The sequence below is a fragment of the Halomonas sp. PAMB 3264 genome (assembly GCF_031954245.1).
Lineage (GTDB): Bacteria > Pseudomonadota > Gammaproteobacteria > Pseudomonadales > Halomonadaceae > Vreelandella.
Map to the genome: position 1 here is coordinate 255,584 of NZ_CP134866.1, position 12,012 is coordinate 267,595.

General features: G+C 63.2%; 10 protein-coding genes. 8 read left to right on the plus strand and 2 right to left on the minus strand.

Annotated elements, in window-relative coordinates; all coding sequences use genetic code 11:
- Positions 1-71: 71 nt before the first annotated feature.
- On the minus strand, positions 72-758 hold the full coding sequence (locus RN347_RS01165) for a pirin family protein (RefSeq protein ID WP_311959461.1): 687 nt from the start codon (positions 756-758) through the stop codon (positions 72-74).
- A 236-nt stretch (positions 759-994) separates the two neighbouring features.
- Here RN347_RS01165 and RN347_RS01170 point away from each other — a divergent pair, with 236 nt between their 5' ends.
- From RN347_RS01170 to RN347_RS01195, 6 genes are all read left to right on the plus strand, one after another.
- Complete coding sequence (locus tag RN347_RS01170) at positions 995-1,942, plus strand: rhodanese-related sulfurtransferase (protein ID WP_311959463.1); 948 nt, start codon at positions 995-997, stop codon at positions 1,940-1,942.
- Positions 1,943-2,112: 170 nt separating this feature from the next.
- Complete coding sequence (locus RN347_RS01175; RefSeq protein ID WP_263585439.1) at positions 2,113-2,931, plus strand: IclR family transcriptional regulator C-terminal domain-containing protein; 819 nt, start codon at positions 2,113-2,115, stop codon at positions 2,929-2,931.
- 43 nt (positions 2,932-2,974) lie between these two features.
- Positions 2,975-3,406: a YqaA family protein gene (locus RN347_RS01180; RefSeq protein ID WP_311959465.1), complete on the plus strand. Its 432-nt coding sequence runs from the start codon at positions 2,975-2,977 to the stop codon at positions 3,404-3,406.
- Positions 3,407-3,578: 172 nt separating this feature from the next.
- The gene (gene ybiO / locus RN347_RS01185; RefSeq protein WP_311959467.1) at positions 3,579-5,942 is read left to right on the plus strand and encodes a mechanosensitive channel protein; all 2,364 of its coding nucleotides are present in this window, start codon (positions 3,579-3,581) and stop codon (positions 5,940-5,942) included.
- Positions 5,943-6,079: 137 nt separating this feature from the next.
- A complete protein-coding gene (locus tag RN347_RS01190) occupies positions 6,080-6,895 on the plus strand; it encodes a flagellin (protein WP_311959469.1) in 816 nt (271 codons plus the stop codon).
- A gap of 39 nt (positions 6,896-6,934) precedes the next feature.
- On the plus strand, positions 6,935-8,308 hold the full coding sequence (locus RN347_RS01195) for a VOC family protein (RefSeq protein ID WP_311959471.1): 1,374 nt from the start codon (positions 6,935-6,937) through the stop codon (positions 8,306-8,308).
- Positions 8,309-8,311: 3 nt separating this feature from the next.
- On the opposite strand, the gene RN347_RS01200 is transcribed toward RN347_RS01195, so the two are convergent.
- The gene (locus RN347_RS01200) at positions 8,312-9,865 is read right to left on the minus strand and encodes a BCCT family transporter (protein WP_263585434.1); all 1,554 of its coding nucleotides are present in this window, start codon (positions 9,863-9,865) and stop codon (positions 8,312-8,314) included.
- A 308-nt stretch (positions 9,866-10,173) separates the two neighbouring features.
- Between RN347_RS01200 and RN347_RS01205 the strand changes: the two genes are divergently transcribed.
- Together RN347_RS01205 and RN347_RS01210 are read left to right on the plus strand one after the other, a co-directional pair.
- A complete protein-coding gene (locus tag RN347_RS01205) occupies positions 10,174-11,226 on the plus strand; it encodes an ABC transporter substrate-binding protein (protein ID WP_311959473.1) in 1,053 nt (350 codons plus the stop codon).
- Positions 11,226-12,008 carry an ABC transporter ATP-binding protein gene (locus RN347_RS01210; RefSeq protein WP_263585432.1) on the plus strand — a complete coding sequence of 261 codons (783 nt, stop codon included), beginning with the start codon at positions 11,226-11,228 and terminating at the stop codon, positions 12,006-12,008. Before RN347_RS01205 ends, RN347_RS01210 begins: the two co-directional genes overlap by 1 nt.
- Positions 12,009-12,012: the final 4 nt, after the last annotated feature.

Genomic DNA, 12,012 nt, shown 5'->3' on the forward strand with positions numbered 1-12,012 from the left:
CCGCAGGCTGATCACCGCTTCAAACCGGCCTCCTTCGGGAGGCCGGTTTTTTTATGCACCGTGTGCAGGCGTTACGCCAGATCGAACAGCAGCACATCGGCGCCGGCGGCGTCGGTCAGCTCGAGCGGCTCCGTGGGGTCGAGTGCGGCGGCGTCGCCGGCCCGCAGGCGCGTGCCGTTGACCGTGAGCTCGCCCTTGACCAGGTGCAGCCACGCATGGCGATGGGGCGGCGAGGCGGGCAGGTCGCCGTCGAACAGGCCGGTATACAGGTTGACGTCCTGATGCAGGCTGATCGACCCATCACGGGCGTTTTGCGAAGCGAGCAGGCACCACCGCTGCTCGCGCTCGGCGCGGGGGAAGTGCTTTTGCGCGTAGCTCGGCGCCATGCCGGGAGTGGCGGTTTCGATCCAGATCTGCAGAAAGTGCAGGCCTTGAGTGCTTGAGGCGTTGTACTCGCTGTGGCGCACGCCGGTACCGGCGGACATGCGCTGGACGTCCCCCGGGCGCATGGTTTCGCCATTGCCCAGGCTGTCCTCGTGCGCCATCTCACCGTCGAGCACCCAGGAGATGATTTCCATGTCGCGGTGCGGGTGAGTGCCGAAGCCGTGACCCGGGGCGACGCGGTCCTCGTTGATGACCCGCAGCGTGCGAAAGCCCATGTGCGCCGGGTCCATGTAATTGGCGAACGAAAACGTGTGGTACGAGCGCAGCCAGCCGTGGTCGGCGTAGCCGCGATCTTGAGAGCGGCGAATTTTCATGAAGGTTCTCCGTGTCGATCCAGGGCATTAACCAATGCCGCTCACTATACGCCCGCCGCCGCGCGGGCAAAGTGATGCTTTTCTCTCGATCGCGTCGATAAAATCGATCGATACCCGGCAAGCCCGCTTGATCTGCGTCAATCCGCCAGGCTGCCCTCGGGCAAGGCTTTGCGTTAGAATGGGTGCGTTTTTTGACCCGGTCCGCCCTTTGCGAGGGCGACTACCAGGAGAGTTTCATGACCCAACCTTCCTCGACGGCCCCCATCGTGGTGGCCGCGCTGTATAAATTCGTCACCCTGAACGACTTCGAGGCGCTGCGCGAGCCGCTTAGACAGACCATGGTCGATCACGGCGTGAAAGGCACGCTGCTGCTCGCCCGCGAGGGCATCAACGGCACCGTGGCCGGCTCGCGCGAGGGCATCGACGCGCTGCTCGAGTGGCTGAGTAGCGATGAGCGCCTTGCGGATCTCGACCACAAGGAGTCCTTTTGTGACGAGATGCCGTTTTATCGCACCAAGGTGAAGCTCAAGCGCGAGATCGTCACCCTGGGCGTCGACGGCGTCGACCCCAACGACACCGTGGGTACTTACGTCGAGCCGGAGCAGTGGAACGACGTGATCAGTGATCCGGAAGTGCTGGTCATCGACACGCGCAACGACTACGAAGTGGAGATCGGCAGCTTCGAAGGCGCCATCGACCCCAAAACCGCGACCTTCCGTGAGTTTCCCGAGTACGTTCGCAAGCATTACGACCCGGCCAAACACAAGAAGGTCGCCATGTTCTGCACCGGCGGCATTCGCTGCGAGAAGGCGTCGAGCTTCATGCTGAACGAGGGCTTCGAAGAGGTGTTCCACCTCAAGGGCGGCGTGCTGAACTATCTCGAAAAAGTACCCGAGGAGCAGTCGCTGTGGCGCGGTGAGTGTTTCGTGTTCGACAACCGCGTCACCGTGCGCCACGACCTGAGCGAAGGCGCTTTCGAGCAGTGCCACGCCTGCCGCCGGCCGATTTCCGAAGAGGATATGGCGGATGCGGCTTATGAGCCTGGCATCAGCTGCCCGCACTGCATCGACTCGCTGCCGGAGAAGACCCGCGCGGCGGCCCGCGAGCGCCAGCGCCAGATCGATCTGGCCAAGGCCCGCGGCGAGCCCCATCCGCTTGGCCATGACCAGCGCCAGCGCGCCTGAGCCGCTCTACCCTTTCGATTCTCGTTCGATAGCGCCGGTGGGCGCTATCGGCGTTTTAAACGCCAGAATGGGATTTATTTCCGCAAACGCGACATTCACCTGGCCTCGCGTTATCCTGCTCGTTTTGCGCGGCGAGCGCTGCGCGGCAATCGAGTCAAGGAGAACGTACGGTGAGTGAGGCCAAGCGCAGGTCCGTAGGACGCCCGGCCGGGGCCGCGAAAGCCAGCGGTGGGCACAGTCAGTCGCTGGTACGCGGCTTGACGCTGCTCGAGCATCTGGCGGCAAGCCCGCTGGGGATGGCGCTTTCCGAGCTCGCCGAGACGGCACAGCTGGCGCCTTCGACCACCCACCGCCTGCTTCAGGCGCTGCAGAGCCAGGGCTTCGTCACCCAGGAAGGCGAGCAGGGGCTTTGGCGCATCGACGTCAAGACGTTTCGCATCGGCAATAGCTTTCTCGAGGCGCGTGACGTGGTCGCCACCAGCCGCCCGTTTCTGCGCCGCCTTACCATGGAGACTGGCGAAACCGCCAACCTCGGCATTCGCGATGGCGCCACGGCCGTGTTTCTCGCCCAGCACGAATCCACCCAGATGATGCGCATGATCACCAAACTCGGCTCGCGCGCGCCGCTGCACGCCTCCGGCGTGGGCAAGGCGCTGTTGGCCGGCATGAGCGACGACGAGCGCGCCGAGCTCCTGAAAGGCGATGCGCTGTCGCGCGTCACCCCCAATACCTTCTTCGACCCCGAGGCGATCGAGGCGGAAGTGCGCACCATCCGCGCCCAGGGCTTCGCCTGCGACCGCGAAGAGCACGCCATTGGCCTTCACTGCGTGGCGGCCTGCATCTTCGATGAGCGGCGCATGCCGCTGGCGGCGATCTCCGTGTCCGGGCCGATGGCGCGCATTCCCGAAGAGCGCCTGATGGCGCTGGGGGCGCTGGTCCGCGAGGCGGCGAACAACATCACCGCCCGGCTCGGCGGCCGGCTGCCCTGACATTTCGGCGTAGCCGGATGCTCTCTGCTGGCGTCTGACGCCCGTGTTCAGCCTTTTCTGGGTCGCGCTCTTGAGCGCCACGCTCTTGCCCGGCGGCTCCGAGGTGTGGCTTGCCCGCCAGTGGTGCCAGGGCGAGCCCTGGGCGGCGCTTTGGCTGGTGGCCACGCTCGGCAACACCCTGGGCAGCCTGATCAACGTGGCCCTGGGCCGCTACGCCCGCCGATTCCAGCACCGGCGCTGGTTTCCCGCCTCTTCCGCCCAGCTTGCCCGCGCCAGCCGCTGGTATCAGCGCTTTGGCGCCTACAGTTTGCTGCTGAGCTGGGTGCCGATCATCGGCGACCCGCTCACCGTGGTGGCCGGGCTTTTACGCCTTGAGTGGTGGCGTGCGGTGGCGCTGATCCTGCTGGCCAAGGGCGCGCGCTACGCGTTGGTGCTCGCATTTGCCGCGCAGTGGCTGGCGCCTTACTGCCTTTAATGCCCGCGGCGGATAACTCGCCAAAGGCCGCCCATGTTACCCTGCCACGCGCTGTGTGGGGCGCTATAAAAAGGCGCGGTGCTGGACGCGGCGCGCCTGCCCGCTATGATTTGCATAACGCGGCTAAGCCGTTAGATTGAATACACTACTTCACCCAAAGGGAGACTCCGGTGTGACGCCATCACGTTTACTACCCTGGCTGGGCGTTTGGCTGCTTGCGCTTTTTGCCATGATGAGCCCGGCGCTGGCTCAAACCACGCTTAGCGCCGACGACGAAACTGCCGACTCGCCTCCCTCCTATGAGGCGCTGGCCGACCTGCTCGAAAACGATCAGGCGCGTCAGGAGCTCATCGAACGTCTGCGCAGTGAAGCCTCTTCGCTGCCGGGCGGGCTCGATGCCGAACTCTCGCCGGAAGCCGCCGCCGAAGGGGGCAATCTGGCGCCGGAAGAGGTGTCGCTGCCACGCCAGCTCGCCGAGCTCACCAGCAGCGTGGTGGGCAATATCGGCTCCCAGCTCGAGCAGGCGGCGGGCGTCGTCACCGGAATCTTTAGTGGCCAGGGCGGCAGCACCTTCGACAGCGCGGCCTTCATCACCGCGGCGATCAATCTGGGCATCGTGATCGCGTCCACCTTCATCGTTTTCATGCTGTTTCGGCGGCTGGCGAAGTCGCTGTTCACCAAGCTCAGCGGGTGGTCGCAGCACGGCGAGCGCTCGATCTCGATTCTGCGTCTGATCGGCTGCGTGATCGTCGCCGCGCTGATCGATGCGCTGATCATCGGTGCGGCCTACGTGGCGGGTAATTTGATCGCGACCTTCGCCGTGGGCGAAACCGGCGAGCTCTCCACGCGCGCCTCGCTGTTCCTCAACGCCTTCCTGGTCATCGAGCTGATCAAGGCCGCGTTTCGCATGCTCTTCTCGTCGCGCTATGAAGGGCTGCGCCTGCTGCCCATCTCGGCGAAAGAGGCCGGCTATTGGAACAGCTGGATTGCCCGGCTGGTTGGCATGGTCGGCTACGGCCTGATGGTCGTGGTTCCGCTGATCAACTTCTATATCGCCCCGGCGCTGGGCCAAGCGGTCGGTACGCTGATCATGGTGCTGGCGTTCATCTACGCCGTGGCCGTGGTGCTGAGAAACCGCGTGCGCCTGCGCGACAACCTGAACGGCATGAGCCATCAGAGCACGATGGCGGCGAGCCGCGTCTCCCTGAAGCTCTTTGCCCGTACCTGGCATCTGTTCGCGCTGCTCTATTTCCTGATCGTGTTCGTGCTGGTGCTGGTGCGCCCGGGCGACGCGCTGCCCTTCGTGCTGTTCGCCACGCTCAAGACGCTGGTCGCGGTGGTCGTCGGTATTCTGCTTTCGAGCTTCTTGACCCAGTTCATCGGTCGGCGTATCGAGCTCTCCGATGACTTGCGCCGCAAGCTTCCGATGCTCGAACACCGGCTCAATAGTTACATCCCCAACGCGCTGCGCGTGATTCGCGTCATCATTCTGGTGGCCGTGATCATGGTGGTACTGGATGCCTGGGGCGCCTTCAATCTGGCCGCCTGGTACGCCTCCGAGCGCGGCGTTTTGATCGTGGGTCGGTTGATCAGCATCGCGGTAATTCTCATCGTCTCGCTGGGTATTTGGCTGGCGCTGGCGAGTCTGATCGAGCACAAGCTCAACCCGGAAACCGGTGGCGGCGAGCCCTCGGCGCGGGCCAAAACGCTTTTGAGCCTGTTCCGTAACGCCCTGGCGATCGCCATGGTGACCATCACCGGCATGATTTTGCTCTCGGAAATCGGCATCAACATCGGCCCGCTAATCGCCGGTGCCGGGGTGCTGGGTCTGGCGATCGGTTTCGGCGCCCAGAAACTGGTGCAGGACGTGATCACCGGCGTGTTCATCCAGATCGAAAACGCCATGAACACCGGCGACGTGGTCACGGTGGGCGGTATCACCGGCACCGCGGAGCGTTTGAGCATTCGCTCGGTGGCGATTCGCGATCTCTCCGGTACCTACCACATCGTGCCCTTCTCGAGCGTGGATACCGTCTCGAACTACATGCGCGAGTACGGCAACCACGTAGGCGAGTACGGCATCGCTTACCGCGAGAGCATCGATTACGCCATCGAGCAGCTCCAGCTCGCCTTCGAGGATCTCAAGGCCAGCGAAGAGCACGGCTTCAAGCTCTTGGCGGACATGACCGTGGCCGGCGTGACCGCACTTGCCGACAGCTCGGTGAACATCCGGGTCGTCATCAAGACCACGCCGGGCGATCAGTGGGGCGTGGGCCGGGCCTTCAACCGGCTGGTCAAGATGCGCTTCGACGAAGCCGGCATCGAGATCCCGTTCCCGCACACCACGCTCTACTTCGGTGAGGACCGCGACGGCAAGGCGCCGCCCGCGAACCTGCGGATTCTGGACTCGACCGCCAGGGAGAAGAGCGCGGTGCAAACGCCCCTCTCCGAGGCGACGCCGCCCAGCCAGCAGACCAGCGAGGCGGACCACAAGACGCCGCACCACGACGACGTGGACGACGCCGACGAGACCTGAGTCGTTCAAGGACTCGTCAGTACGACCAGCGGGGCCGCCTTCGGGCGGCCCCGCTGCGTTTGGACTGCTCATGTTTTCCCGGGTTGGGCCGATAACGTCTAAAAGCGGTTCCCATTGCGAGGGCCCGGATCACCTCCATGTTCAGCCTTGTCACCAACGTCTCGTCGCTGACGGCGCAAAAGCATCTGCGCATCAACCAGCAGGCGATGCAAACCTCCATGCAGCGGCTTTCGTCGGGGCTGCGGATCAATAGCGCTAAAGACGATGCGGCGGGGCAGGCGATCGCCAACCGGATGGGCGCGCAGATTCGCGGTATGGACCAGGCCATGCGCAACACCCAGGACGGCATTTCGATGGTGCAGACCGCCGAAGGCACCCTCGATCAGATCAACGACAACCTGCAGCGTATTCGCGAGCTTTCCGTGCAGGCGGGCAACGGCACCTACAACGCGAGCGACCTGCGCTCGCTGCAGGACGAAATCGACCAGCGCCTCGAGGAGATCGACCGGCTCGCCGGGCAGAGTGATTTCAACGGCGTGGGGTTAATGGAAGATAAGACCCTCAACATCCAGGTGGGCGCCAACAGCGGCGATACCATCGGTGTGCGCTTGCAGGCGATGGGCGTGGACGCGCTGGGACTCACCGGTTTCAGTGTGCTCAGAGACAGCGCCACCGACAACCCCACCGGCGTCCTCGATACCGCCCTCGGCAAGCTCGACCGCCAGCGAAGCTATTTCGGTGCAGTGCAAAACCGCTTCGAAAGCGTCATCGAAGGTCTCGACAACTCGATCGTCAATCTCTCCGCCGCCCAATCGCGCATTCAGGACACCGACTACGCCCGCGAGGTCTCACACCTGGTTCGCGCCCAGATTCTCCAGCAGGCAGGCATAGCGATCCTCGCTCAGGCCAATCAGCAGGGGCAGATGATCTTGCGGTTGTTGCAGGGGCTTTAGCATACTGCTGTGCACTAGCCACTCGAGGTCGAGGTGTTCATGCAAACTCCCAATATGGTGTCATCCGATACGATTCGCACGCGTTTTTCGAGCGCCATGTCGGTCATGTATCAGGCAGAGGTGCCTCAGTACGGCACGCTGCTCGAGCTGGTCGTCGAGGTCAATCGCGAAACGCTCGAACACTCGCCAACGCTTCGCCGCCGGTTGCAGGCCCAGGGCGAGCTCGACCGGCTCGATGTGGAGCGCCACGGCGCCATTCGAGTGGGCACGGCCGACGAGCTTGCCACGCTTGCGCGTCTGTTCGCGGTGATGGGCATGATGCCGGTCGGCTATTACGATCTGTCAGAGGCGGGCGTGCCGGTTCATTCGACGGCCTTTCGTCCGGTGGAGGATGAAGCACTTTCGCGCAATCCCTTTCGCGTGTTCACCTCGCTCCTGCGTCTGGAGCTGATCGAAAGCGAGTCCCTGCGCCAGCGCGCGGCTGATATCCTGGCCAAACGCGATATCTTTACTCCCAAAGTGCGCGAGCTGATTGCCCTGTTCGAGGCTCAGGGCGGGCTGGATGACGCGCAAACCGATCAGTTCGTCGAACAGGCGTTGGAGACCTTTCGCTGGCATCAGGACGCAACGGTGGATCTGGCGACCTATCAGGCGCTTTGCGACGAACACCGGCTGATCGCCGATGTGGTCTGCTTTCGCGGTCCGCACATCAACCACCTGACCCCGCGCACGCTGGATATTGACGAGACCCAGCGGCGCATGCCGGACAAGGGCATTTCACCCAAGGCTGTGATCGAAGGGCCGCCGCGCCGGCAAAGCCCGATTCTGCTACGCCAAACCAGTTTCAAGGCACTGGAAGAGCGTATTCGCTTCGAAGGCGATACGGCGGGCACCCATACGGCGCGCTTTGGAGAGATCGAGCAGCGCGGCATGGCGCTGACGCCAAAAGGACGCGCACGTTACGACGAGCTATTGAGGCAGGCGCGCAGCCAGACCGCCGGTCTCGACAACGAAGCGCATCAGCGCGTGCTGGAAGAAGTATTTTCAGCGCTTCCGGATAGCGATGAAGCGATGCGCCGTGAAGGGCTTGCCTACTTCCACTACCATCTGACCGAGGCGGGAAACAGCGCTCGAGCGGTGGGCAAAACCGATGTACAGACGTTGATCGCGCAGGGGCTGATCGAGGCCCAGCCTATCACCTACGAGGATTTTCTCCCCGTCAGCGCGGCGGGCATCTTTCAGTCCAACCTGGGGGAGGGGCAGCAGGGAACGTATCGGGCAAACGCCAACCGCGAGGCGTTCGAAGAGGCGCTGGGCGCCCCCGTGACCAGCGAGCTTGCGCTTTACGCCGAGCGCGAACGCGCTTCACTGGCGTTCGCGCTCGAGCGGTTGGGGGCACGTCTTGCCGAGTGAGCGTCAGTCGATAATTCCCTGCTCGCGGGCCATCGCAAACGCGGCTTGCGGGCCGTTCCAGAGCGAAGGCAGCAGGAACAACGAGACCGGCACGGCGGTGATGACGATGAACTGCTGGAGGGCGGCGATCTGGCCTTCGCGCATGGCCAGAAGCACCGCGGCCATGATTGCCATGATCACGCCCCAGAAGGCGCGCAGAAAGCGGCTGGGCTCGTCGTGACCGGCGCCGACCATGGCGATGGAGTAGCTCATCGAGTCGCCGGTCGTGGCGACGAAGATCGTGGTCAGCAGCAAAATCGCCAGCGCCATCCAGGTGCCGCCGGGCAGCGCTTTGGCCACGGTGAGCGTGGCGATGTCGAACTGGAAGGCCTGCAGGGCATCGCTTAAATCGATCGCGCCGGTCATTTGATAGAAGATGCCGGAGCCGCCGAGCAGCGTGAACCACACCGTGGTGGCAATGGGCGCGATGACCGACACGGCGAGGATCATTTCGCGAATGGTACGCCCGCGGGAAATTCGCGCGACGAAAATCGCCATCAGCGGCGCAAAGGCGATGAACCAGGCGTAGAAGAAGACGATCCACCACTGCATCCACTCCGCCGGGGCGGTTTCCGCGGTCATGGTGACCATCTTGAAGAAGTCGCCAAGATAAGTGCCCATGCCGGCGAAGTAGCTGTTGAACAAAAACAGCGTCGGGCCGAACACGAAGATTACCGCGCCGATGATGAGCGCCAGGATGACGTTGAAGCGGCTAAGAAGCTGCATGCCTTTCTGCACGCCGCTCACCGACGACAGTATGTAGACCACGCCCAGTACGACCAGCACGGCCAGTTTGGTATAGAAGTTGTTGGGCAACCCGAACAGGTCGTGCAAGCCAAAGCTCACCTGGGTTGCCAGAAAGCCGACCGGCCCGACGGTGCCCGCGACCACCGCAATGACGCAGCAGGCGTCGATCAGCCCACCCAGCGGGCCGCGCAGCAAGCGCTCGCCCAGCACCGGATAGAGCAGGGTGCGCGGCTGCAGCGGCTGGCCTTTCACGTAGTGGGCGTGGGCCAGCACGATCGCGGTGAGCGAGCCCAGAATCGCCCAGCCGACGAAGCCCCAGTGGGTGAAGGATTGCGCCAGCGCCCCGGGTACCGCGGCGGGCACGCCCGGGTCGGTGTCGAAGGCCGGCGGCACGACCACGAAGTGGTAAATCGGCTCACCGGCGGCGAAGAATACGCCCCCGCCGGCCAAAAGCGTACACAGAATGATCGAGATCCACTTGAACGTGCTCAATTCTGGTGCATCCAGGTTGCCAATTTTGGCCTTGCCCGCCGGTGACAGCGCAAGGCCGATGGCGATGAAGAAGGTCACCAACATCATGAATTGGAAGTAGGTACCGAACTTGAGCGCGCTCCAGGCGAAGCCCTGGCTGATGGTGTCGGCGACCAGGTTCAGGTCATAAAACGAGAAGGCAAGGAAAGCGACGATAAATCCGATACTTAGGATAAGTACTACGGGGTCGCCTAGCGTAGAACGCCTGCGGCTGTCAGCGTCGTGAGCCGATGGTTTCATCAAGAAGAACACCTTTGGTGGGACGAGAAGAAAACGCGTCAGTGCGTAAATCGCGGGTAAAAAAAAGCGCCATTGGGGAAATGGCGCGAGGACAGGAAACAGTGTTTAGTATACAAGCCGAGTAGACGAAAGTCGAATATGTTTTTCTTTGGTGCGTAAAAAAAGGTTCGCGCACCGTTTGGGCGCGCCCGTGACACGGTGGATCCTTCGTGGCGCACTTCAAGCTTCTGAATTCATTGAGATTACCTAGGTCTGGCAGCGTTGCTGCAACGCTCAGACCATTTTCATTTGTATACAAGGTGCTCTCGATGACTCATCGCAATAGCTCGTTCGGGGTAAAAAAAGCGCTCTGGCTAGGCCACGCCTGCGCACTGGCGCTGGTGCCCTCGGTTACGTTGGCCGACACGCCGATTCGTTTTCAGCTGGATTGGCGCTTCGAGGGCCCGGCCGCGCCTTTTTTGATGGCCGAGGAGAAGGGCTATTTCGCCGAAGAGGGCCTGGACGTACAGATCGATTCCGGCAGCGGCTCGGCCGGGGCGGTCAATCGGGTGGCCTCCGGCGCCTACGAAATGGGCTTTGGCGATTTGAACGCGGTGATCGAGTTTCTGGCTGAAAACCCGGAGGGCCCCGGTGTTCACGGGGTCTACGTGCTCTACGACGGCACGCCCGCGGCGGTCTTTGCGCGCAAGGACCGGGGCATCGACACCCCGGCGGATCTGGCCGGTAAAACCATCGCCGCGCCCACCTTCGATACGGGCTACCGCGCCTGGGACGCCTTTGCCGCGGCCAACGATCTCGCCCCGGACGCAGTGGAATGGCAAAACGTCGATCCCACGCTTCGCGAAACGCTGCTGATGCGCGGCGACGTCGACGCCATTACGGGCTTCTACTTCACCAGCCTGCTGAATCTGGAAGAGCGCGGCATGAGCGAAGAGGATCTGACGATCATGGCGTTCCCCGAGTTCGGCGTGCCGATCTACGGTAATGCCATCATCGCAAGCGACGCCTTCGCCCAGGCGCATCCCGAGGCGGTGGAAGGCTTCTTGCGCGCCTTCAACCGGGCGCTGGCGGAGACGATCGACGACCCCGAAGCCGCGGTGGCGTACGTCAGCGAGCGCGATGGCTTGATCGATACCGCCGTCGAGACCAAGCGTTTGGAGCTTGCCATCGAGAGCGTCATCGACACGCCCTACACGCGCGCCAACGGCGTGGGGGATGTCGACGATGAGCGCCTGGGCCAGGCGATCGAGCTGGTCGCCGACATTTACGATTTGCCCACCGTGCCGACGCCGGAACAGGTGTTTAGCTCACGGTATCTTCCCGCTGCCGAGGACCGGGCGCTGTTTTCGGAGGCCGAGTAATGGGGCAGGCGTTCGTTCACTTTGACGATGTCAGCCTCTCCTATGACGGCGTGGAAAACGCCATCGAGCAGATCGACCTGTCGATTCATGAAGGTGAGTTCGTCGCTTTCGTGGGGCCATCGGGGTGCGGTAAATCGACCTTCATGAAGCTCTGCACCGGGCTCAAAGCCCCAGGTAGCGGCACCGTGAGCGTGGACGGTGACCCGGTGACCGGCCCGCTCAAGATCACCGGCATGGCGTTTCAAAACGCCAATCTGCTGCCCTGGCGCACCACGCTCGATAACGTCCTGCTGCCGCTGGAGATCGTCAAACCCTACCGCCATCAGTTTCGCCGCCGCCGCGACGAGTTCGTCGGCTGGGCGCGCGAGCTTCTGGAAACCGTTGGGCTAAAAGGCTACGAGGATAAATACCCCTGGCAGCTCTCCGGCGGTATGCAGCAGCGCGCCTCGATCTGCCGGGCGCTGATCCACCGGCCGAAACTGCTGATGCTCGACGAGCCCTTCGGCGCGCTCGATGCCTTCACCCGAGAAGAGCTCTGGTGCGTGCTGCGCGATTTGTGGGAGGCGCAGCGCTTTACCGTGGTGCTGGTTACTCACGACCTGCGTGAAGCCGCGTTTCTGGCCGATACCGTCTACGTCATGAGCCGCCGCCCGGGCCGGGTGATCGAGCAGCGCGCGATCGACCTGCCGCGCCCGCGCTCGATCGACTCCACCTACGAAAAGCCCTTTATCGATCTGGTACACGCATTGCGAAGCCGGATCGGCGACGTGCGTGCAAGCTAAAAGG

What these genes read in the sequence shown, in the direction of transcription:
- RN347_RS01165 (WP_311959461.1), bottom strand. Translation starts at nt 758, where the DNA reads ATGAAAATTCGCCGCTCTCAAGATCGCGGCTACGCCGACCACGGCTGG.
- RN347_RS01170 (WP_311959463.1), top strand. Translation starts at nt 995, where the DNA reads ATGACCCAACCTTCCTCGACGGCCCCCATCGTGGTGGCCGCGCTGTAT.
- RN347_RS01190 (WP_311959469.1), top strand. Translation starts at nt 6,080, where the DNA reads ATGTTCAGCCTTGTCACCAACGTCTCGTCGCTGACGGCGCAAAAGCAT.
- RN347_RS01195 (WP_311959471.1), top strand. Translation starts at nt 6,935, where the DNA reads ATGCAAACTCCCAATATGGTGTCATCCGATACGATTCGCACGCGTTTT.
- RN347_RS01200 (WP_263585434.1), bottom strand. Translation starts at nt 9,865, where the DNA reads ATGAAACCATCGGCTCACGACGCTGACAGCCGCAGGCGTTCTACGCTA.
- RN347_RS01205 (WP_311959473.1), top strand. Translation starts at nt 10,174, where the DNA reads ATGACTCATCGCAATAGCTCGTTCGGGGTAAAAAAAGCGCTCTGGCTA.
- RN347_RS01210 (WP_263585432.1), top strand. Translation starts at nt 11,226, where the DNA reads ATGGGGCAGGCGTTCGTTCACTTTGACGATGTCAGCCTCTCCTATGAC.